This is a genomic window from Campylobacter sp. 2018MI01 (genome assembly GCF_018501205.1).
Lineage (GTDB): Bacteria > Campylobacterota > Campylobacteria > Campylobacterales > Campylobacteraceae > Campylobacter_E.
Genome location: NZ_JAHCZE010000011.1, coordinates 1 through 23,259 on the forward strand (window position 1 = coordinate 1; position 23,259 = coordinate 23,259).

General features: G+C 28.5%; 23 protein-coding genes and 1 pseudogene. 18 read left to right on the top strand and 6 right to left on the bottom strand.

The features are described from left to right. The first annotated feature begins 9 nt into the window (after window positions 1-9). Window positions 10-138, top strand: coding sequence for a cation transporter dimerization domain-containing protein (locus KJQ97_RS10030; protein ID WP_442862436.1), 129 nt, complete (start codon window positions 10-12; stop codon window positions 136-138). A 19-nt stretch (window positions 139-157) separates the two neighbouring features. On the opposite strand, the gene der is transcribed toward KJQ97_RS10030, so the two are convergent. Continuing rightward, entirely contained in the window at window positions 158-1,564 is a 1,407-nt protein-coding gene (gene der / locus KJQ97_RS03180) for a ribosome biogenesis GTPase Der (protein ID WP_214119940.1), read from the bottom strand. A 34-nt stretch (window positions 1,565-1,598) separates the two neighbouring features. After that, entirely contained in the window at window positions 1,599-3,449 is a 1,851-nt protein-coding gene (gene flgK / locus KJQ97_RS03185; protein ID WP_214119941.1) for a flagellar hook-associated protein FlgK, read from the bottom strand. Between the two features lie 193 nt (window positions 3,450-3,642). On the opposite strand from flgK, the gene aroQ reads away from it, so the two are divergent. From aroQ to KJQ97_RS03260, 15 genes and pseudogenes are all read left to right on the top strand, one after another. Further along, window positions 3,643-4,128, top strand: a complete 486-nt coding sequence (aroQ, locus tag KJQ97_RS03190) for a type II 3-dehydroquinate dehydratase (RefSeq protein ID WP_214117276.1) — start codon at window positions 3,643-3,645, stop codon at window positions 4,126-4,128. Continuing rightward, window positions 4,128-4,607, top strand: a complete 480-nt coding sequence (gene folK / locus KJQ97_RS03195; protein WP_214117274.1) for a 2-amino-4-hydroxy-6-hydroxymethyldihydropteridine diphosphokinase — start codon at window positions 4,128-4,130, stop codon at window positions 4,605-4,607. Before aroQ ends, folK begins: the two co-directional genes overlap by 1 nt. A gap of 39 nt (window positions 4,608-4,646) precedes the next feature. After that, window positions 4,647-5,885 (top strand): annotated as a pseudogene (gene flhF, locus KJQ97_RS03200) (flagellar biosynthesis GTPase FlhF); the annotation flags it as partial. 3 nt (window positions 5,886-5,888) lie between these two features. After that, window positions 5,889-6,755, top strand: coding sequence for a P-loop NTPase (locus tag KJQ97_RS03205; protein ID WP_214117271.1), 867 nt, complete (start codon window positions 5,889-5,891; stop codon window positions 6,753-6,755). A gap of 5 nt (window positions 6,756-6,760) precedes the next feature. Beyond that, window positions 6,761-7,114, top strand: coding sequence for a hypothetical protein (locus KJQ97_RS03210; protein WP_214117269.1), 354 nt, complete (start codon window positions 6,761-6,763; stop codon window positions 7,112-7,114). Then, a complete protein-coding gene (locus tag KJQ97_RS03215; RefSeq protein WP_250325853.1) occupies window positions 7,098-7,793 on the top strand; it encodes an RNA polymerase sigma factor FliA in 696 nt (231 codons plus the stop codon). Before KJQ97_RS03210 ends, KJQ97_RS03215 begins: the two co-directional genes overlap by 17 nt. Next, on the top strand, window positions 7,786-8,886 hold the full coding sequence (gene fliM, locus KJQ97_RS03220; RefSeq protein WP_214119942.1) for a flagellar motor switch protein FliM: 1,101 nt from the start codon (window positions 7,786-7,788) through the stop codon (window positions 8,884-8,886). The genes KJQ97_RS03215 and fliM overlap by 8 nt, the downstream gene beginning before the upstream one ends. After that, window positions 8,879-9,694, top strand: a complete 816-nt coding sequence (gene fliY, locus KJQ97_RS03225; protein WP_214117267.1) for a flagellar motor switch protein FliY — start codon at window positions 8,879-8,881, stop codon at window positions 9,692-9,694. Before fliM ends, fliY begins: the two co-directional genes overlap by 8 nt. Continuing rightward, the gene (locus tag KJQ97_RS03230; RefSeq protein ID WP_214117266.1) at window positions 9,691-10,218 is read left to right on the top strand and encodes an LOG family protein; all 528 of its coding nucleotides are present in this window, start codon (window positions 9,691-9,693) and stop codon (window positions 10,216-10,218) included. The genes fliY and KJQ97_RS03230 overlap by 4 nt, the downstream gene beginning before the upstream one ends. Window positions 10,219-10,262: 44 nt before the next feature. Beyond that, entirely contained in the window at window positions 10,263-12,551 is a 2,289-nt protein-coding gene (locus tag KJQ97_RS03235; RefSeq protein ID WP_214119943.1) for a flagellin N-terminal helical domain-containing protein, read from the top strand. A 67-nt stretch (window positions 12,552-12,618) separates the two neighbouring features. Further along, window positions 12,619-14,856 (top strand): DNA translocase FtsK, encoded by a 2,238-nt coding sequence (locus KJQ97_RS03240; RefSeq protein ID WP_250325854.1) that lies wholly within the window; start codon window positions 12,619-12,621, stop codon window positions 14,854-14,856. Window positions 14,857-14,874: 18 nt separating this feature from the next. Continuing rightward, window positions 14,875-16,209 carry a branched-chain amino acid transport system II carrier protein gene (gene brnQ / locus KJQ97_RS03245; RefSeq protein ID WP_214119945.1) on the top strand — a complete coding sequence of 445 codons (1,335 nt, stop codon included), beginning with the start codon at window positions 14,875-14,877 and terminating at the stop codon, window positions 16,207-16,209. 108 nt (window positions 16,210-16,317) lie between these two features. Beyond that, window positions 16,318-17,175, top strand: a complete 858-nt coding sequence (locus KJQ97_RS03250) for an isocitrate lyase/PEP mutase family protein (RefSeq protein WP_214119946.1) — start codon at window positions 16,318-16,320, stop codon at window positions 17,173-17,175. A 2-nt stretch (window positions 17,176-17,177) separates the two neighbouring features. After that, on the top strand, window positions 17,178-18,254 hold the full coding sequence (locus tag KJQ97_RS03255; protein ID WP_214119947.1) for a PrpF domain-containing protein: 1,077 nt from the start codon (window positions 17,178-17,180) through the stop codon (window positions 18,252-18,254). A gap of 11 nt (window positions 18,255-18,265) precedes the next feature. Beyond that, on the top strand, window positions 18,266-19,396 hold the full coding sequence (locus KJQ97_RS03260) for a PrpF domain-containing protein (protein WP_214117255.1): 1,131 nt from the start codon (window positions 18,266-18,268) through the stop codon (window positions 19,394-19,396). A gap of 84 nt (window positions 19,397-19,480) precedes the next feature. Here KJQ97_RS03260 and KJQ97_RS03265 read toward each other — a convergent pair whose 3' ends face one another. The 4 genes from KJQ97_RS03265 to rpsU are packed head-to-tail and all read right to left on the bottom strand — an operon-like array spanning window position 19,481 to window position 21,192. Beyond that, window positions 19,481-19,957 (bottom strand): methylated-DNA--[protein]-cysteine S-methyltransferase, encoded by a 477-nt coding sequence (locus tag KJQ97_RS03265; protein WP_214117253.1) that lies wholly within the window; start codon window positions 19,955-19,957, stop codon window positions 19,481-19,483. Next, window positions 19,957-20,520 (bottom strand): UPF0323 family lipoprotein, encoded by a 564-nt coding sequence (locus KJQ97_RS03270; RefSeq protein ID WP_214117251.1) that lies wholly within the window; start codon window positions 20,518-20,520, stop codon window positions 19,957-19,959. Before KJQ97_RS03270 ends, KJQ97_RS03265 begins: the two co-directional genes overlap by 1 nt. A gap of 8 nt (window positions 20,521-20,528) precedes the next feature. Beyond that, window positions 20,529-20,945, bottom strand: a complete 417-nt coding sequence (locus KJQ97_RS03275; protein WP_214117248.1) for a helix-turn-helix domain-containing protein — start codon at window positions 20,943-20,945, stop codon at window positions 20,529-20,531. Between the two features lie 34 nt (window positions 20,946-20,979). Next, window positions 20,980-21,192 (bottom strand): 30S ribosomal protein S21, encoded by a 213-nt coding sequence (gene rpsU / locus KJQ97_RS03280; protein WP_214117291.1) that lies wholly within the window; start codon window positions 21,190-21,192, stop codon window positions 20,980-20,982. A gap of 150 nt (window positions 21,193-21,342) precedes the next feature. Here rpsU and ccoG point away from each other — a divergent pair, with 150 nt between their 5' ends. Together ccoG and KJQ97_RS09915 are read left to right on the top strand one after the other, a co-directional pair. Beyond that, window positions 21,343-22,680 (top strand): cytochrome c oxidase accessory protein CcoG, encoded by a 1,338-nt coding sequence (ccoG, locus tag KJQ97_RS03285; protein ID WP_214119948.1) that lies wholly within the window; start codon window positions 21,343-21,345, stop codon window positions 22,678-22,680. After that, window positions 22,659-23,252 carry a TetR/AcrR family transcriptional regulator gene (locus tag KJQ97_RS09915; protein ID WP_214117243.1) on the top strand — a complete coding sequence of 198 codons (594 nt, stop codon included), beginning with the start codon at window positions 22,659-22,661 and terminating at the stop codon, window positions 23,250-23,252. The genes ccoG and KJQ97_RS09915 overlap by 22 nt, the downstream gene beginning before the upstream one ends. The last annotated feature ends 7 nt before the right edge of the window (window positions 23,253-23,259 follow it).

Below are 23,259 nucleotides of genomic sequence, written 5' to 3' on the forward strand. Positions count from 1 at the left end.
GATTATCATATACTAACAGCTCATATAATCTTAGATGATTTAAATGAGTTTAAAAGTGTTTTACAAAAGCTTAATGCTTTACTTAAGAATGAGTTTAATATACATCATATTACTATTCAGCCAGAAATTAGCGAATAATTAGGAATTAACTTCCTAATTACTCTTCAATTAATTCTTTTTCGCCTTTTTTACGAGCTGCTATGATTAGTGGGACTCCGCTTAAATCATAATGCTTTCTTAATACATTTTGTAAATAGCGTTTGTAAGAAAAATGAAGTGCTTTTGGTCTATTCATTACAAGTGCGATTTTTGGTGGTGCAACGCTATATTGAGTAGCGTAATAAATCTTAACAAGTTTACCTTTATCGTGTGGCAATGGATGAGCTAGACAAGCTTCTTCTATGATTTGATTTAATTTTGAAGTTTGGATTTTTTGAATGTAGTTTGAATGCACTTTTAAGATTAAATCTAAAAGATTTTTAATACGCTTTTTACTAAGTGCTGAAACGCTAATAATAGGTGCATAGGCTAAGAATTGAAATCTATCAAGCCTTAAATGTTTGCAAACTTCATCAAATTCTTTATCACTCTTACCACATAAATCCCATTTATTTAAAACTATAATCACGCCTAAATAATTCTTACCTAAAAGCCCAGCTATTCTTTCATCAAGCTCGTTAAATCCTTCAGCAGCATCTAATACAAGCAAGGCGATTTGAGAGTTTTCTAGCATTTTTTCGGTGCGATTTAGAGCGTATTTTTCTATACCTAAAATTTTACTTCTTCTTCTAATTCCTGCGGTATCAACAAATTCAAGCGTTTTGCCATTATATTCAATACTTTCATTTACAGGATCAATCGTAGTTCCTGCAATGCTACTTACAACACATCTTTCATCATTTACAAGTGCGTTTAAAAGTGAGCTTTTGCCTACATTTACACGCCCTAAAATTGAGATTTTTATATGATTTTCATCAATTTCGCTAACTTCATTAATGCCTTCTTCATCATATTCACCAGCTATGTTTTCATCTAAGAAATCTTCTAAGCTAAGCTCTGAATTATCAGGCACGAAAGTATCACGCAAATGTGAGCTTAAAAAATCATTTAATTCATCAATTCCCGTTGCGTGAGATACGCTTATATTAAATACATTTTTAAATCCAAAACGAGTAAATTCCAAGCTTCTTTCTTCATCTTTTTTACTATCTACTTTATTAATTACTAAAGCTGTTGGTTTTTTAAGCTTTAATAAATCATAAAAATAAGCCCTATCATCATCATTTGCACCCAATTTACAATCTACCATATAAACGATTATATCAGCGTCTTTTGCTTCTTTTAAGGTGTTCTTTTTAACATTTTGAAATAATTCATCTTTATCATCAAGCCCACCGCTATCTACTAAAATAGCCTTTTTTCCATTAATATCAACTATTTTTCTATTAGTATCTCTAGTAGTGCCACTAATATCAGAAGTTATCGCTAAGCGTTCTTTTGCTAAGCGATTAAATAGTGAGCTTTTGCCAACATTTGGCTTTCCTATTAACATTATTTTTTGCATATATATCCTTTATTAAAAAAGCTCATTTTAGCTATTATTGTTTAAGTCCTAGCAAAGTATCTAACATTTTATCAACCGTTGTGATGATTTTAGCACTTGCACCAAAACTTGCTTGATATTTCATAAGATTGCTTAATTCTTCGTTCATATCAACACCACTTACTGATTGAAATTCTGCTGTTACATTAGCCAAGATAGCTTCGTTTGTTTTGTATAAAGTATTATTGTTTTCTGCACGACTTGCTATATCTGTTGTTAAAGACCTATAAAATCCTTCAAAAGTAGCTTGAGTGCTTTCTCCTTTAGTATCGTAAAAATCAATTTTATTATATTGAAGTTGATTGATTGCATTTGCTACATCGTTATTTCCATCAGCACCAGAACTACTTGCTCTAAGTAAAGTTGGGTCGTGTCTTAGGCTAGTATCTACATTTATATTGCTACCATTAGTGCCTTCAAAGAATTTTCCAAGACCAAAAATTCCAGGAAAATTCGTGCCATGATCTTCTACGCCTACTTTAAATCCATCTAGTTTAGGAATAAGACTAAAAATACCACTATCTTTTGTTTCATCATAAGAATAATCAGCTAAAAAATAATCATCAAAATCGTTTAAATTGTTATTATCATTATTATCATCTGTATTAGAATTAATTTTTTCTAATAAACTAGAACTTCTTACTCCACCTGTCATTGATGTGCTTGTATCAAGAGTGATTGTTTTTCTTGCTACTTCTTGACCATTATCGTTATATACGATTAAATCAAATGTGCCTGTTTTTAATCTATTATCTGCATTCATAATAATATCATCACTCTTTAGATGAGACATTTCATTTGATAATATTTGCTTTTGAGCTGCTCTTGAGTAGATATTGTTTGTTTCTGTAATCATAGTTTTTGCAAAAGAATCAAGATTGTTTATATAATCTTGCAAAATACCATCATCAAATCCATTAGTTTGGGTATTAAACTCACGACCCCTTAAATCAAGTTGAGCTCCTAATTGTCCCCCACTTAATTTAGAAGTTAAATCAGCAGTAGTTCCATCTTGAAGTTCATAATAAATCCTTTGAAAAGGGCTTCCTGCAGCAACACTATCTATTCTTAATGGATGAAATGTTGTCCCATCAACTATAGAAAAACCTTCAATATTTAAATGATAATCTATGCTCCCATCTTTTATATTTGTATCAAATGAAGCATTTTGTTCTAAATTCTCTTTAAAAACTGATGATTTAACGAGTTTTGAAAGTCTTAATTCTAATTCATCTCTTTTATCTCTTAAATCATTTGCCATAGAATCACCAGCACTCTCACTTGCTGCTATTTGAGCATTAATTGTAGAAATATCCTTACCAATTCTATTTATTTCTTCAATAGTTAAAACTACATCATCATTTACTGATTTTTGCATTTTAAACATATCATCTCTAGTAGCTTTTATATCTTTTGCAAGGGTTGTTGCTACTTGAACTAGATTTATTTTTGTAGCACCATCAGCAGGGTTGCTAGCATAATTATTCCAAGCTTTTTGATAAGCTTGTAAATCATTTAAAATTCCAACATCTTTTAAATCAGGAAATCTTTGTGCTGCTTCTTCAAGTTTTGTTTTTAGATATTTAGTATGTTCAAAATTATTTGTATTATCACGCATTTTTGTGAAAACATACTCATCGTGAATTCTTACAATCTTATCAACCTTAGTTCCAAGTCCAATATCACCAGCTGGCACATGTAAAGCATCTGCTGCTGATTGAACCACTCTTTGCCTAGTATAATAAGGATTGTTTGCATTTGTAATGTTATGTCCTGTTGTAGATATTTGAACTTGTGCAGCTCCAAGACCACTTACACCTGTATTTAGTGTTGAAAATATACTCATAATTAACCTTTAAAACTTTAACTTGATTTAAGCTTGTTAGCAAAATATATTCCATATCGTAAAAATTTTATTAATCTTTATATTTATTTGAAATTCTTTTTTTAGATATTGATTTAAAAAATATTTTTTAATAACTTATATTAAAATTAAAAACTTATAATCCAACATTAAAATATTTATTAAAGGAAGAAATATGAAAATAATGGTAATTCAAGGACCAAATTTAAATATGTTAGGTCAAAGAGACCCTAGAATTTATGGAACTATGACTATGGCTCAAATACATGAACAAATGAGTATAGCTGCTAAAGAAAGCAATGTTGATATAGAGTTTTATCAAAGCAATTATGAAGGCGAAATAATTGATAAAATTCAAGAGTGTGTAGGAACTTGTGATGCAATTATTATAAATGCTGGTGGATATACTCATACATCAATTGCGATTGCTGATGCAATAGCAGCTACTAGAATGCCTGTAGTTGAAGTTCATATTAGTAATATTTATGCTAGAGAAGAATTTAGAGCTAAGAGTTTCTTAAGTCCTGTATGTGCTGGAACTATTAGTGGTTTTGGACCATTTAGCTATCATTTAGCATTACTTAGTGCTATTCAAATGGTGCAACAACAAAGAGCATTTATAGCAGCTCAAGAAGAAGCACTAAAAGCAAATAACGCTTAATGCCAAATATCAAGATAAATGAAGCGAGATATTTTAAAAGGATTAAGTATTATCCGTATTTTAGCAAGGATAATAAAGCTTATAAGTATTTAGCTTTAATTTCTCTTGGTAGTAATATAGAGCCTGAGTGTGAAAGATTTGTAAGATTATTTAAAAAATTAAAATCTGATAGAAGATTTAAGATTATTCAAACTTCAGCATTATTAATAAATGAAGCTTTTGGGTATAAAGAGCAAAAAGATTTTACAAATGCTTTAATGTTTGTTAAAACAAGTCTTCACGCAAGAGAGCTTTTAAAAGTTTTACAACACTATGAAAATATTTTTCATAGGACAAGAAGTTTTAAAAATGCACCTAGAACTCTTGATTTAGATATTGTTTATTTTAGTGAAAAAACATATTGCGATAAGAGATTAGTATTACCACATTATGGTGCAGAAGATAGGATTAGTATAACTTTAGTATTAGGAACAATGTAAGGAAAAAATATGGCAATTAGGCAAGATAGTTTTAGAGTAGAAAAAGGACAAGATTATTTAGCTTATGTTAGAGATTATTATGGAGATGAAGCTGAAATAGTTGCTGTAACTCAAGTAGAAGGAAGAACTCCAACAAGCCCTGCTATGGTAGAAGTAGTTGTAGCTATTAATGATACAAAAGAAAAAAAGCAACCAATTGTAAATAAAAGAGCAGCGTTACACTACGAAAATAGCTTAAAAGAATTTAAAAGCGATAATTTTGATAGAAAAATAGCTATAGAAAATAAGCAAAATCAAAATGAAAATAAATCACTTAATCAAGATTTAAATTCTAAAAAAGAATTATCTAGATTAAAGTTTAATCCTAATTCTAGCAATAAGTCAAAAGATGATAAGCAATTATTAAATGAGTTAAATAGCAAAGTAGATTATTTAATGAGTATGAGATGGGGAGAACTTGCTCCTGCTAGAAATAATCTTGAAATTCCACCTGAGTTTGCATTAATTTATGATAAAGCAAAAAAAAGTGATATGTTACAAACTCATTTAGATGAAATTATGAGAGCAACTCTTAAAAATATGCCAAAAGCTTTATTGAGTAATAAAGAAGCAATTACTAGATATTTTACAACCTTACTTAAGAGTATGATACCTTGCAGAGTTGATGCACCTATTAGAAAACAAAAAATAATTATGTTAGTTGGTCCAACAGGGGTTGGCAAGACTACAACATTAGCTAAGCTAGCTTATAGATACGCATACGGAAGCAAAAGATACAAAACTGCTATAGTTTCACTTGATAATTTTAGACTAGGTGCTAAAGAGCAATTAGCTGAATATGCTAGGACTATGAGATTACCAATTGCATTTGTATCAACCGAAGAAGATTTACATAAAAATCTTGAGACTTTAAGTGGTTATGATGTGGTTTTAATAGATTCAACCGGTAATTCTCAATATGATAAAACAAAAATTGAAAAATTAGAAAGTTATTTAAAGGCTAGTGAGAGTGAAATTGAAGTTGCATTAGTATTAAATGCAGGTATGAAGTATGATGATATGGAAGAGACTTTTAATGCTTTTAATGCTTTAAATATTGATACTTTAATACTTACAAAATTTGATGAAACTAGAGCTTTTGGTAATATTTTTTCATTAATTTTTAATATTAAAAAACCTGTTTCGTTTTTTTCAATAGGTCAGAATGTTCCTGATGATATTTTAGTAGCTAATAGCGAGTATTTAATTAAATGCGTTTTAGATGGATTTAAAGGATAAATTATGCAAACACAAGCTGATAAATTAAATGAGCTTATGAAAAATGAGCATAAAGTAAATAAGAAAAATACAAAATTTATTGCAATTACAAGTGGTAAAGGTGGGGTTGGCAAAAGCACAATAAGTGCTAATATTGCTAATTTACTTGCAAATGATGGATATAAAGTAGGTCTTTTTGATGCTGATATTGGTCTTGCAAATCTTGATGTAATTTTAAATGTGAAAATAGGTAAAAATTTATTACATGTTTTAAAAGGAGAATGCAAACTAGCTGATATTATCAAACAAGTAAAACCGAATTTAAAACTAATCCCAGGTGATAGTGGTGGAGAGATTTTAAAATACAATAATTCAAGTTATTTTGACGCTTTTTTAGAAGATGCTGAATTATTAGAAGATTTAGACTTTTTGATAATTGATACGGGTGCTGGTATTGGTGGAACTACTTTACATTTTTTAGAAATTGCTGATGAAGTTATTGTTGTAACTACACCTGATCCTGCTGCAATTACTGATGCTTATGCTACTATTAAAGTTACTTCTGATGTAAGAAATGATTTTTTAATGCTTTTTAATGTGGTAAAAAGCGAAAAAGAAGCACTAGATTTATTTACAAATATTTCAAAAGTTGCATCAGCAAATATTAAAAATAATCCTGAATTAAAGTATTTAGGATATTTAGAAAGCTCTGCTTATGTTATTGATTGTATTAAAAGTAGAGTTTTGTTTTCTCAAAGTTCATCAAGAGAAACTAATCAGTTAAAAAAAGCTACTAATAATCTTTTATCAAGATTGGAACGAAATGTGCTTAAAGATTCTGATTCAGGAAATATAAAAAGCTTTTTTAAGAGATTAATTGATAGGATTTAAGGTATATGAGAACGGATAATTATATTGCTTTTGTTACAGTTTGTGGATTTTTTATAGGTTTTATTTGTGCTGTATTTAAGATTGATGATCCGTTTATGATGATAGGTTTTACTTTATTTACTACTTTTGTTTTTTATATTTTAATTCATCTTGTTGTTCTTAATTTTGTTGATGCGAAGAAATTAGGTAGTAGGACTTTTGATAAATTTGCTTACGAAAATACTACAAATCATTTTATAAAAGAGCTTGAGATTAGAGAAAATAGAATGGATAAGATTATTCAGAGTGTAGAAAGTGAATTAGAAATTATCAAAAAGCAAACAAAACCTGCAAGGAAATATAATGCAAAAGCGGCTTAATGCGTATGCAAGTGCTTTAAAAAATGCTCAAGATGAATTAGCTGTTAAATATCAACCAGCATTAAGAGCTATGGCATTTAGATTAAAAGAACGCTTGCCTGCTAGTGTTGATGTTAATGATTTAATAGGTGTTGGGACTGAAGAATTAATCAAATTAGCAAGACGCTATGATGATTTACAAAATGATAATTTTTGGGGATATGCTAGAAAAAGAGTATATGGTTCTATGCTTGATTTTTTAAGAAGTCTTGATACTTTAAGCAGAAGCAATAGAAAAATTGTAAAAGATATAGAAAAAATAATAAATGATTATATAAATGATTTTGATGAAGAACCAAGTGATGAGTATTTAGCAAGTGAATTAGGTATAGATGTAGATAAGATTAAAGAAGCAAGATTAGCACAATCAATTAGCTATATCGTTCCATTAGATGAACAATTACAAGTATTAAGCGATGAAGACGCTAATGAAAGACTTGATAAAGAAAATTTATTAGAAAAAATTACCGAAGTTTTAGAAGAATTAAATGAAAGAGAACAATTGATTATTCAGTTATATTTTTATGAAGAGCTTAGTTTAAAAGAAATTAGTGAAATTTTGCAAATTAGCGAATCAAGAGTATCGCAGTTGCAAAGTAGGGTAATTAATACATTAAGAAAAAGGCTAATTGATGGCTGATATTTTATCTCAAGAAGAAATAGACGCACTTTTAAATTCCGTTGATTCAGCCGATAGTGTCCCTGAAGTAAAGAAAGAAAACGATGAAAGGCAAATCATAATATATGATTTTAAGCGTCCAAATCGTGTTAGTAAAGAACAACTTCGTGCAGTAAAAGGAATTCATGATAAATTAGCAAGAAGCCTTGCTACTCAAATTTCTCAAATGATGAGAAGTATGGTAGAAATAAAGCTACATTCAGTTGATCAGATGACTTATGGTGAGTTTTTGATGTCTTTACCAAATCCTACTAGCTTTAATGTTTTTTCAATCAAGCCTTTAGATGGAACTTGTGTTTTAGAGATAAATCCTAGTATTGCCTTTCCTATGATTGATAAATTATTAGGTGGAGCTGGAGAAGGAAGTGAAAAAAATAGAGAATTAACAGATATTGAGATTAACTTACTTGATAGTATTTTAAGAATTATGATGGGTAGGCTTAAAGAAAGCTGGTCAATAATTACTGATATGTATCCTAGCGTAGAAGCTAAAGAAAGTAGCCCAAGTGTAGTCCAAATTGTAAGCCAAAACGAAATAGTAATAATGGTTGTAATGGAGCTTACTATAGGTAATAATAGTGGTATGATTAATATTTGTTATCCTGTAATTTATTTAGAACCAATTTTAGGTCGTTTAGCAAATCGTGATGTAATGCTAGGTGAAACAAGTGCTAAAAAAAGTAGAAATAAAGAAATCAAAACCTTAGTAGGTCGTGCTGATATGGTCTATGAAGTGATTTTAGGTAAGGCTTTTATTAGCGTAGAAGAATTTTTAGGACTTGAGAATGGAAATATTATTAAGTTAAATAGAAATGCTGATGATAAAGCTATTGTGAGCGTTGATGGAAAAGATGTATTTTTAGCTCAATTTGGTATTCATAGATACCAAAAATCAATTAAGATTTTAGATTTAATTAAAACCGATAAAGATGAGGTTAAAAACATACTTGAAGCTTATGAGTTAGAGCGTAAAACAAAGGCTGCAGAATTTGATAAGGTAGTAGAAAATCAAGAAGAATTGTCAATGGAAGATGAGGATAAGATAAATGATTGATGAGTTTTTAGGTTTATTTGTAAATGAATGTATTGCCACTATTGAAGGGCTTACAGGAAAAAGTGCTAGATTTAGCGAATATAGTGAGTTTGATATTAAAAACAATGCCTTAAAACCACCTATTTTAAAAGCTGTTTTTAAAAGCGAAGATAAAGAATTTGCATTTTTATCAAGTCCAGTTTTAATGAGTGCGATTTCTGAATGGATGATGGGTGAAGAAGAAATCTCAATGAATGAGAATTTAGGCACAGATGAGCTTGACGCTAGCAAAGAAGCAATTAGCAATATATTTTCAGCATTTTCAACTTCATTAAATGCACAAAAAGATTTGCCTAAATTTAATTTTAGCTTAGAAAAATGTGAGTTTTTGACTGATGAGTGTGATTTATCTAAGTTTTATAAAATTTATTTTTATGATGTAAATATCAATGATTTAAATGAGCAAATAAGTCTTGCTATCAATGAAAAAGCTTATAAGCTTTTAAATCCTAATTCAAATTCTACAAAAGAAAGTGAAGTAAGTGCGCCTAAAATGGATTTGGGTGAGTTAAAAAATATTAATTTAATAATGGATGTAAAGCTTCCGATTAGAGTTAGAATTGGTAGTAAAAAAATGCTTTTAAAAGATGTTTTAACAATGGATATAGGTTCTGTTATCGAGCTTGACCAATTAGCAAATGACCCTTTAGAAATCTTAGTTGGGGATAAATGTTTTGCTGAAGGAGAAGTTGTTATTGTTGATGGAAATTTTGGTGTGCAAATTACTAAAATCGGAGATAAAAAAGAAAGGTTAGAAAGTCTTAGATGAAATCAGTTACAATTTTTGGCTCGGCTAGATTTGATGAAAATAATAAATATTATAAAGACGCTTTTGAATTAAGTGAAGTTCTAGCAAAGAACGGCTATAGCATTACTACAGGTGGTGGCGGCGGTATTATGCACGCTGCTAATAAAGCTGCTTTTTTAGTTGGCGGGGTTGAGAGTATTGGTATTAATATAAAATTACCAATGGAACAAAGATTAAATGAATATTGCACTAAATCTATTGAATTTAGCGATTTATCTTTAAGAAAAAAAGCCTTAATGCAAAATGATGTAATGATAGTTTGTGCTGGTGGATACGGAACTTTAGATGAATTATTTGAAGTTTTAACCTTAGCTCAAACAAAATTAAGAAATTATAAAATCATTTTATATAACGAAGAATTTTTTAAACCATTGGTTGATTTTTTTAAAAATACACTTTTAAATTCCGGTGCAATTGATGAGAGTTCTTTAAATATTTTTAGCATAGCAAATACACCTAGTGAAGTTTTAGACTTAATAAAATAATTTTTTTACCGATATACCCTAAAGATTATTAACAAGGAAAAAGAATGAGAATAACAAGCTCTTATATTTATTCACAAAATTTAGGCAATTTTCAGCGTCAGCAAAATATGATAAATGACGCAAATAACCAATTAACAAGTGGTTTGAAGATTAATCAATCTTATGATGACGCTGGAATTTATTCAGAAGGTTCAAGACTTGTTTATGAGATTTCTACATTTCAGCAAATTAGCGAAGCCGCTAGTAAAGCTATAAATATTACAAAAAACTCTGATAAAGCAGTAGATGAAATGAGTAAGGCACTAGACCAATTTAAAAACAAATTAATTCAAGGTGCAAACGAAGTTCATTCTGATACTTCTTTAAACGCTTTAGCAAATGACTTACAAAAAATAAGAGATCATATTGTAAATATTGCAAATACAAGTATTAACGGACAATATTTATTCAGTGGAACTAATGTTGGGACTAAGCCTTTTGATGAAAAGGGTAATTATTATGGCAATGATGAAAATATGCAAGTTTTACTAGGGTCTAATGTGTATAATGATTACAATATTTCAGGTCAGGAGCTTATGAAAGGTGTTGATAATGATTACAAAAAAATAATCAGCACAAATGTTCGTTTGGTTGATAGAAGATATGATATTAATAAACCAGAAGAAGTGCATTATATTACTCAAGATAGTAAGATTAAAGACTTAATTGGTAAAGAATATTTAAAACCACAAGCTAATGGAAAAGAGCTTAATGTGAATGATCATTTTTTAAAAAATGATGAAGGAAGATTTCCTGATACTTATTTTTATGTTCGTGGGACTAAGGGAAATGGTGAGAGTTTTAAAGCTAAGTTTAAGATGGGTGCTAGTGAAGATGTTGGTGCTATGCTTAATAAAATAGGTGAGTTATACGGAAATACTAAAGAAAATAAAGTAGTAGATGTAACGCTTAGCAATAATGGAACAATAGAAATTACTGATTTAAAAAATCAAGAAAGTAGAATTAATTTTTCTATGTTTGCTGCTACTGCTAAGGCTGATGATTTCGGACAAATTTATCCACCAAAAATACCTGATACACCACCAATGCCTATCATTCCTTTTCCTGTTAAAAGTGAGTTAGCAAGTGTAACTAATCCAAATGATTTAAGAAATAATAATAATGTTTTTGTTTTAGAATTTACAAATACAGGTAATATAGATACTTCTTTTACTAGTGATGGGATTGATTATTCTAGGTCTTTATTTAGTAAAAAAGATAATATCTTAAGCTCAAACATAGCTCAAGTAGATAAAAGTAATAATGTAGCTACTAATGAGACTAAATTAGTTGAAGCTTCGCAAGGAACATTAAAGCTAAATCCAAATGATACTACAAGACCTGATAGTGTTTTAAAACTAGAAATTACTTCAAAAAATAAGGTGCATTATTCAATAGATTTTAATATTACTCAAGGCACTGCAACGGCTAGCTATAAACAAAATGGTCAAGATAAAAAAGTAACTTTACCTATTACAAATGTGGTTTATGATAATAATCAGCATATTTCAGATAGTGTTAAGACAAATCCTGAAAATATAACATATAAGCAATTAGGAGATATTATTTCTATGTTTGCTAGTGATAATATCCCAACTAAAGATTATCAATTAGTGCCAAAATATCCAAATCAAGCTAATTCTCCTATGATTTTAAATAATGATGATAAAGCAGACTTAGAAAGGCTGTTAATTAATTCTAAAAATTCAGTTGATGTAGGTCTTAATGAAAAAGGTCAAATGACTTTAATAGACAAAGGTGCAACTACTACTAAAATAGATTTAGCTATATTTGACGCTAATACTATGAATAAAGATGAATTTGATTTTGGAAATGATGCTAATGGTTTGCCAATTGCTGAAGGTTCTAAAAAGGGAGATTTGTTTAATTTTAATACAAATTCTACTTTAATTGTTGATGAAGGCAGGGTTGATATTATAAAAGACCTTGATAAGATGATAGAAGCTGTTAGAAATGGAAATTATAGAGCAGATAGTAATAATCCTGAATTGTTAAAAAGTGTTGGTATTCAAGGAGCTTTAAAAAGGATTGACCATTTACAAGATCATATTAATAAAGTTCATACAAAAATAGGTGCAACTCAAACAAGTATTCAAAATTCTCAAGATAGAGCGGATTTAATGAAAGTAAATGTTGAACAAGTTAAGGCGAAGGTTCTTAATTCAGACCCTGTAGAAAGCCAATTAATGCTAATGCAAGCGACAATTACCTTACAAGCTACTTTACAAGCTAGTGCGCAGGTTTCAAAATTAAGCTTATTAAATTATATGTAAGATGAAAAAAGAATTTATATTTATATTTGTTTCATTTATATTATTTTATTTTAGTTTCGGGCTGTTTTTGCCCGAAGCTAATGGATTGTTTTTAGCAAGTGCTTATTTTAGCAAGGGCTTAAGAATTTGTTTTGGAAGTCTTTCTTATATTTTTTTATTAGCATTTGTAGGAAATTACTTATTTGTATATAAATCTTTTAAATATGCTTTAAAAATATTAGCCAATATAATTTGTAGTATTTTGATATTATCTTTACCTTTTTCTAGTGTTTTTGATTTTGGAATTATTAGCTTTTTAGGTTTTGTAAATATTGTATTTTTTATCTTGCTTGTATTTGTTTTAATTTATTTTAATCATTCTTATATTTATTCAAAATTACAAGATAAAGATAAGTTTAAAAATCTTTTTAAAAGTAAAGAAAAACCTATTAAAAAAGAAAAAATCATAAAAGAAATAAAAACTCCTAAAGAAGACAAATCAAAACCAAAAGAAGAAATTTTAAGCGATTTAGGCAATATTAGATTTGTAAAATCATATGAAATAAAAACAACTAAAGAAGATGAAAAGACTAAAATTAATTTTACAAACGAACAAGGCAAAATAATTAGTGAGCCAAAAATAATCTTAGAGCCTTTAATGCAGAAAATAAACAAAGATAGCATTAATAAAGATGATTTTAAAATAGTTAAAAACGAAATAAAAGAAGAAAAATCAGTAGAGCAAAACGAAGAAATACAAAATGAAATTCCTGTTTTAAATTCTAATGATTTTCAAGATATTTTGATAGTAGATGAACAAGATTCTCAAAGTTTTGTCCCTAAAAAAGGCAAAAAAGTAGAGATTTTAAATGAACTTGAAGAAAATAAAGCAATTTTAAAAGATATTGAATTAGGAGCGATTGAAATACCAAGAGATTTTGAACTACCTAGTGTGGAATTATTAGATAAAGCCGTAACTACAGAAATAATAATTAATGAAGATGAGCTTGATGAGAAAATAAACGAGCTTTTAGCAAAATTAAAGCATTTTAAGATTGATGGAGATGTGGTTAAAACCTATTGGGGTCCTGTGGTTACTACATTTGAGTTTAGACCTGCTGCTGATGTAAAGCTTAGCAAAATTTCAGGCTTAGCTGATGATTTAGCTATGGCACTTAAGGCTACAAGTATTAGAATTCAAGCACCAATTCCAGGAAAAGATGTGGTAGGGATTGAAATTCCAAATAAAACTTCTCAAACAATTAATATTAGAACTATTTTTGAAGATGAATTATTTTCAAAATCTAAAAGCAAATTAACAATAGCCTTAGGTAAGGATATAGTAGGAAATACTTTTGTAACTGATTTAAAACGCTTACCGCATTTATTAATAGCAGGAACTACAGGAAGTGGTAAGAGTGTAGGTATTAATGCTATGATTTTAAGTCTTTTATATAAAAATAGCCCAAGGACTTTAAGGTTATTGATGATTGACCCTAAAATGCTTGAATTTTCAATGTATAATGATATTCCGCACTTATTAACTCCTGTAATTACAAGAGCAGAAAAAGCAACTTTAGCTTTAAAAAATATGGTTTTAGAGATGGAAAGACGATATGAATTAATGGCTAGCGTTTATACTAAAAATATTGAAAGTTTTAATGAAAAAGCACCTAAATTAGGACTTGAGCCTTTTGCTTATATTGTAATTATTATTGATGAGTTGGCTGATTTAATAATGACTAGTGGAAAAGAAGTAGAAACTTATATAGCAAGATTAGCTCAAATGGCAAGAGCAGCAGGAATTCATCTAATAGTAGCTACACAACGCCCAAGTGTAGATGTAATAACAGGTCTTATTAAGGCAAATTTACCTAGTAGATTAAGCTATAAAGTTGGAACTGGAGTTGATAGTAAGGTTATACTAGATTCTAAAGGAGCTGAGAGTTTACTTGGTCGTGGAGATAGTTTATTTACTCCACCAGGAACAAGTCAGATAGTAAGATTGCACGCTCCATTTGCAAGTGAAGAAGAGATAATTAGAGTAGTAGAGCATTTAAAAAAACAAGAAAAAGCAAATTATGATGAGAGTATTTTACAAGATTCAAGCTTTACTCAAACCTATGTTAAAAATAATGATGATAGTGTAGATGAATTATTCGGTGAAGCTGTAAGAATTATGCAAGAGAGCGGAAAAACTAGTATTTCTTATATTCAACGCCAATTAAATATAGGTTACAATAGAGCTGCTAATATTGTAGAGCAGTGCGAAAAGCAAGGAATTTTGAGCGAACCTAATTCAAAAGGTGTAAGAAGTCTTTTATAAAAAAATCTAAGGAGAAATATGACAAAAATAGGAAAAAAAGAATTTTATGTAGTAGCATTAATGCTATTTGCTATGTTTTTTGGTGCTGGGAATTTTATTTTGCCACCAAAACTAGGAATGGATGCGGGGAATAATTTTTATTTAGCGATTTTGTTTTTTTGTGTAACAGGTGTTGCTTTACCTGTTTTAGGTGTTGCTGCAGTTGCTAAAGCAGGAACATTAAAAGAATTAGCAAGTAGAGTAAATGTAACATTTGCAGTAATTTTTGTAGCAGTTATTTATATTACCATAGGGCCTTTAGTAGCAATTCCAAGAGCTAGTACTATGCCTTATGAAATAATGATTTTACCTTTTGTTGATAGTGAATATAATGTATATTATTTAGCTTTTTATAGTTTTATATATTTTGCACTTAATTATTATATATGCTTAAATCCTAGCACTATGTTAGATACATTAGGCAAGTATTTAACACCGATTTTACTTATTTTAATAGCAGTATTTTTTATATGCACTTTAATTTATTCAGAAGTAAATGTTAGTATTCCTAATCAAAATTACACTACCCACCCAGTAGCAACAGCATTTGTAGAAGGCTATCAGACTATGGATGCGCTTGCTGCTTTAGTATTTGGAATTAGCGTTGTTGGGGCTTTAAAATCATTAGGAGTTACTAATAAACATCAATTATCATTACTTACTATAAAAGCAGGATTATTTTCTGGAATTATTTTAATGATAGTTTATTTTGCTTTAGGGTATTTAGGCTATGTTTATGGTAACACCTTTAAAGACGCTAGTAATGGGGCTATTTTATTATCATTAATTAGTGATGATTTATTTGGTAGTTTTGGTAGATTTATTTTAGGATTTACTGCCTTACTTGCTTGTCTTACTACTACGATTGGTTTGATTGGCTCAAGTGCTAGCTATTTTAGTAGTGTTACTAAGATTTCTTATAAAACTTGGGTTATTATTTGGGTAGTTGCTAGTTTTGTTTTATCAATTCAAGGTTTAACGCAGATTTTAAAAGTAAGCGTTCCTATATTAATAGCGATTTATCCAATAGCTATAGTTTTAATAATTTTATCTTTAATAAATAATTTAATAAATGAGAGCAAAATCATTTATAGATTTAGCGTTTATACTGCGGCTTTTATAGGAATTTTAAACGCAATTGACAGCTCAATTTTAAGCATAAACGATGAAAAAATATTATCTTATTTAGGTATAGCTAAATATTTAGAAATGTTGCCATTTTACTCATCTATGCTTGGCTGGGTTATACCTGTGATTGTTATGTTTATATTAGGATATATTATTAATGCCTTTAGTAAAAAAGATGATTTTTAATTAAATCATCTTGTTACAATTCTACACACTTATTTCTTATTAATTAACAATTAATATCAAAAATTAAAATTTTGTGTTAAGATTAAGCATTTTTTAAAAGGAGTGCTAATGAAAGCAAAAATTTTAAAAGAAGCACTTAATTCACAAGAAATTTTAGTAGCACCAGGAGCTTCTTGTGCTTTATATGCAAGACTTATTGAATTAGCAGGTTTTAAAGTTGTTTATGCTACAGGAGCAGGTATGGCAAATATGCAGTTTGGTTTTCCTGATATAGGACTTGTTAGTATGAATGAAATGTTAGAAAATACAAAGAGAATAAACGATGCTACAAATCTTCCCGTAATAGCAGATATAGATAATGGCTACGGCAATGCTTTAAATGTTTATAGAACAGCAAAAGAATTTAGCAAAAACAAAATAGCAGCAATTCAAATAGAAGACCAGCAACTACCAAAAAGGTGCGGGCATTTTGATGGGAAAAAATTAATATCTCAAGATGAAATGTGTGCGAAAATCAAAGCTTGTAAAGACGCCTTAGAATATGATACTTTAATAATTGCAAGAACAGACGCAATTGCTGTTAATGGTTTTGATGATGCTATTAATAGAGCTAATGCGTATTTAGAAAGTGGAGCTGATATATTATTTATAGAAGCTCCTACTAGCATAGAACAAATGGCAAGTCTTCCTAAATTAGTAAAAGCTTATCATATTGCAAATATGGTAGAAGGTGGCAAAACTCCGATATTGAGCAATGATGAATTACAAAAAATGGGCTTTAATATAGTTCTTTATGCAAATGCTACTTTAAAAGCTGCTATTAAAGGTATGAATGATTTATTAAATCATCTAAAAACTACAGGCAGAACAGATAATGCAGAACATTTAATGATTTCTATGAAAGAAAGAAATAGAATATGTGAATTTGATAAGTGGATGGATATAGAAAATAAATTTAAAGGATAATTATGAAAATTAAATGCAGTGTTTATAGGGGTGGCACGAGTAGGGGGCTAATATTTAACGCAAATGACTTGCCTAAAGATAAAAGCACTTGGGCTGATATATTTAAAAAATCTATTGATTGTCATAACCAAAACGCTATTGATGGGCTAGGTGGTTCTATATCATCAACCAATAAAATATGCGTTGTAAAAAGTGTAAATAATAAAAATTATGATATTGAGTGGGAATTCTTTCAAGCTGGGGTTATGAAAGATAGTATAGATAATAAAGGCACTTGCGGGAATTTAATAGCTGCTGTTGGAGCTTATGCTATTAATGAAAAGTTATTTAGTTTTGATAGGTTTGCAAGCAATGTATGTGTTAGAATTTACAATACAAATATTCAAAAAATTATTGAATTTAAAGCTAAGATTAAAGATGGAGAATTTGTAGAAAAAGGCTCTAGTATTATGCAAGGAGTTTTTGGTGGTTGTGAGCTAGCTGATGTTTTTATTAAAAATGCAGGTGCTGAACAAACAGGACTTAAATATCCATTAGGAAAAATTAGCAATTTTAATGGTTATAGAGCTACTTTACTTGATTTAATAAATCCATTTTTATATGTTGATGCAAGGGAATTTGATTTAGATTTTAATTTAAATTATAATGATTTTAGTGCTTTAAAAGCTATTGAAGATTTAAACAAATTAAGAGATTTTTATGCTATTAAATTAGGTTTTGCTAAAGATGAAAATGATTTAGAAAACAATCAAGCTATACCAAAAATAGCAGCACTTTTTAAATCTGATGATAAAAGTGAATTTGATATAGGAATTAGGGTTTTAAGTCTTAGAAATCTTCATAAAAGCTCGCCTGCTAGTGGATTATATAATTTAGCCGTTGCAGCATTAGAAAATGGCACTTTAGCAAATGAGCTTAGTGGTTTAACTATGATACAAAATGGTATTCAAGATGTAAAAATTAAACATTTTTTAGGCGTAGTAGATGTTAGCGTAGAGATAGAAAGTGGTAAAATCATAGGTGTTGGACTTAAAAGAAGTGCAAGAAGAATAATGGACGGATTTATTTACATTAATTAAAAGGAGAAAATATGAAGAAATTTAAATGTAGTATTTATAGAGGTGGCACATCTAAAGCTGCTTGTTTTTATGAAAAGGATATGCCAGCAAGAGTTAAATGGGGCGAGTTTTTAGCTGATGTTATGGGAACTGCTACAAAGCAAATTGATGGAATTGGTGGTGCTGCGTCAGTAACTTCAAAAGTAGCTATAGTTGATATTAAAAATAATGAATTAACTTATACTTTCGCTCAAGTAAATATTGATAAAGAAATGGTTGATTTTAATAGTAATTGTGGAAATATTAGCTCATGCGTTGGTGCTTTTGCTTATGATTTGGGTTTGATTGATTTAAATGATTCTAAAATGTATGAAAAAATCATTATAAAAGATGAGTGTGATTTAGAAAATAAAATAATTTGCGTTAGGATTTTAAATACTAATACAAATAAATATTTAAAAGCTAGATTCAAATTAAGCGATGATTTAAAAAGTTTTGAACCAGCAGGAGATACTAAAATAGCAGGAGTGCCAAATACAGCTAGTGAAATTAAATTAGGTTTTATTAATCCTGAAGGCTCTATGAATAAAGGATTATTGCCTACAAATTCTGCAAAACAAGTTGTAAATACAAGTTTTGGCAATATTGAAATTAGTATAGTAGATGCTGGAGCAGCGCTTGTGTTTATGAGAGCTAAAGATTTATTAAGTGGCAACATATATGATGAAATTTCTCAAAACGAGCTTGATAAAATTGAAGAAGTAAGAAGTATAGCAAGTGAGCTAATTGGCTTAGCAAAAAAAGAAGAAGCAACAGCAAAAAATCCATCAGTGCCTAAAGCTTGTTTGGTTGATTTCGTGCAAGATTACACTAGCACAAGTGGTGCTAAAATATCAAAAAATGATATAAATGTATGCGTTAGAATGATGAGTATGCAACGCCCACACCCATCAATTGCAGTTACAGGAACGGTATGTATTTCAATGGCAGCAAAGACACAAGGCACATTAATTAATGAGCATTTAAGTAGCTTTTCTAATGAATTAGTAATAGCTCATCCAAGTGGGACAATTACGGGATTTATTGATAATGATAGTGTGAGTGTTATTAGGACTGCAAGATGCTTAATGCAAGGCTATGTATTTACTAGAAAAGATTATTAAGTTAAATTTCTAATTTAAATTCCTTTTTTGGAATTTAAATTAGGATTAAGTATTTTATAAATTAATAATGGCTTATAAAATACTTTAAAAATTATTTGGTTTGATATTATTTTTTTCGTGTTTATTTAAAAACTCTTTCATATTAGACACTTCACAAGTAAATCTTCCTAGACTTTCATCAGAGCGAATTACTCTATGGCAAGGTAGTATTATTAAATAAGGGTTTTTTGATAATGCAGTTCCTACTGCACGATAGGCTTTAGAATTTATTCTATATGCTAATTCTTTATAAGTTATAGTGTTTGCATAAGGTATATTTTTAAGTTCATTTAAAACTTCTTTTGTAAAAGTAGAAAATTTATCAAGATTAAGTTTTATATTTGTAAAATCAAAATCTTCTCCCTTAAAATACTTTAAAAGTTCAGATTTTACTAATGAAGTTATTTGATTTGGTTTTTCTTTTAAAGTAGCAAGATTTGTAATATCAACTGAAATCAAATACTCATCATTAGCTTTTATTAAAACTATAAAGTTTTTAAATTTTATAATTTCAATATACATTAAGAGCCAAAACTACCAGAACTACTAGCACCACTTGTGCTTTGGCTTTTAAAAAATCCACTACTTTTTGAAGCTCCTGCACTAGGTGTGCTTTTAAAGCTATTTACACTTCTTTGATATGTGCTTGGGTTTTGATAATGTGTAGCTTTGTTTGCATTAAAATGTGAATTATTAAATAACTTATTGCCTATCCAAGAGCCAATTATTGCACCTGCTACAGAGCTTAGCAAAACTTCGCCTAATGAATGATTTGAACCAATACTTTCATTTGTTAATGAGCTTTGATTTGCTTCTATTTTTGCATTTTCAGCTTTTATTAGCTCATCCATCTCAGCCTTGCTTAATACTCTTTCATTTCCATTTAATTCTTTTAGAACTACTCTTGTTTCATCACTTGGAAATTCATCTTTAATTCTGTATTGTTTAGGAGCATATTCTTCTATTATTAAAAATGAGCCTTTAGCTTGTTGTTGCTCTTCACCACCACAAGCACTTAATAATGAACCAGCTACAATTGCAGTTAAAGACGCTTTGTAAGTTAAGTTATTTAAATTCTTAAACATTTTTCCTCCTAAATCTTTGATAATTTTTTGTTTCTTATAAATACTTGATTGTTTTCTAGTTTTATTTTTTTACTTTTAAAAAGCCTTGATATGAGATATTTTTTTATTTTTTCACGCTTTTTTTTCTTAAATCTTAATAAATATTCATCTATTAAAATCCATTTTGCTTTTATAATTACTGGTAGATTTATTTTATTTTTTAATTCTTCGTTTTCTTTTTTTAATTCTTCGTTGCTTAGTTTTAAGATTTTTATTTGTTCTAATAGCTCATCTTTAATAGCTAAACTATTTTGTTCTGGTTCTATTAAAACATAGGTTTTATTATCTTCTTTTATTGATTTTAAAGTGCCTCTTCTAATTCTATTATAAATAGCTTCTTTGCTGATATTTAAGTATTTTGCGGCGTCTTTTACTAAGAGTTTCATTTCTAACCTTTAAAAAGGGGATAACCCCTTTTTATTAAAGCTTTGCTTCGTAATGTCTTAACATATATAGGCGTTTTAGCATTTTTTTTCTAGCTGAAATTTTTTGTTTTTTGCGAATTTCAGTCATAGGTTCAAAAAAGCGTCTTGCTCTAACTTCTGTTACGATTAGGTTACGATCAGTTTGCTTTTTGAATTTGCGATAAGCCTCGTCAAAAGATTCGTTATTATGAACTTTAATCCCTGGCACGGCAATCACTTCCTTTCGTTGTAAAATTAAAAGTGCTAATTTATAAAAAAATTGTTAATAAACAAAATATTTTTTAATTTACTATTCTTAATTTTTAAAGACTAAAATTATCTTAAAATTACAAATTAAGTTAAAATTAAGGAGAACGTAATGGGAAATATTACAAATTATTTTAAAAAGCGGACTACATTTTATGTTTTACTTACCTGTATTATTTTTATTATTCCATTTATTAGAATAAATGGTAATCATTTATTTTTGCTTAGTTTTGATAAACAAAAATTAGATTTATTTTTCATATCTTTTAATACAAACGAGTTGTATTTAATGCCATTTTTATTAATTATGATGTTTGTATTTATTTTTTTTATTACAAATTTACTTGGTAGAGTTTGGTGTGCTTGGGGCTGTCCTCAAACTATATTTAGAATAATTTTTAGAGATTTAATACAAACTAAATTATTTAGAATTTATAGTGGCAGAAAAAATAAACAAAATAAACCAAGAAATAAAATATTTGCAAGAATTGCAAGTGTTATTGTGTTTTATCCAATTAGCTTAATTGCTGCAAGTAATTTTTTATGGTATTTTGTTCCACCTGAAGATTTCTTTACTTATCTTGACCATTTTAATGAACACTTACTTTTATTTGGAATTATTTTATGCTTATCTTTATTTATAACATTTGATATTACTTTTATTAAAGAGAATTTTTGTGCTTATATTTGTCCTTATGCAAGAATTCAAAGCGTTATGTTTGATAATGATACAAAAAGTGTTATATATGATGAAAGTCGTGGCGGGATTATCTATAAAGATGGAGAAAAAATTACAAAAAAACCAATAGGCGGAGAATGTATAGCTTGTGAAGCCTGTGTAAAAATATGCCCAACTCATATAGATATTAGAAAAGGAATGCAACTTGATTGTATAAATTGTCTTGAATGTGCTGATGCTTGTTCAAATGTTCAAGCAAGATTTAATAGACCATCATTAATATCTTGGTCTAGCACAAAAGAAATAAAAACTAAAGAAAAACTTAAATTCTTTAGATTTAGAACTATTATTTATATCATAGTTTTATGTGCTATGTTTATTGGGTTAGTTTTAACAGCTGGTAGCAAAGAAACTATGCTTATGAATATAAATAGAACTACTGAATTATATACAATAAATAAAGATGAAAATTATGTTGATAATGCCTATGTTATATTATTTCACAATACTAGCAAGCAAGACCATAGATTTTATTTAGAAGTATTAGATGATGATATTAGTATTTTAAAACCTAAAAAAGATTTTAGAGTTAAAGCTGGTGAGAAATTAAAACAAATTGTTATTTTAAGAAGCGAGCTTAAGAAAGTTAAAAAACATCATAAGCATATTAATATAAGAGCTTATGCCTTAGATGATGATAAAATATTTACCATAAAGGATACAATATTTATATATCCTAAGGAGAAAAAATGGAAGGAAAAGAAGAAATAATTTTAAAAGTAGCCCTTGAACTATTTTTAGAAAAGGGCTACGAAAATACAAGTTTAAACGATATTGTTAAAGTAACTGGCGGTTCTCTTGCGACGATATATAAAAAATTTGAAAATAAAAATAATTTATTTTTAAAGGCTTTAAAATTTAGGGCAGAAACTAGGTTAGAGAATTTAAAAATTATGATTTCTTCAAAAGCCAACTTGGATTTACCAGATTTTTTAAATGTATTTGGTAATGAATATTGTAATTTTTTTATAGGCGAAGATAATGCAAAATTTTTAAGATTAGTTCTTGAGAGAACTTATCAAGATATTAATTTTAAACAAGAATGTGCAAAAGCAGATAAAGATGTAATAATTAGATTTTTATGTGAAGTATTTGAGAAAAAAATCAAAAAAGAAATTCTAAATGAAATAAGCGCTTATAATTTAGCTAATTTATACTGCTCTATGATTAGAAGTAATAAGATTTTTGATTTGATTTTTAACTCTAAAGAAATCTTTACAAAAGATGAATTAAGTGAGCATGTAAAAAATGTAAATATCTTATTTTTAAGGGCTTTGCGTTAATTTCATT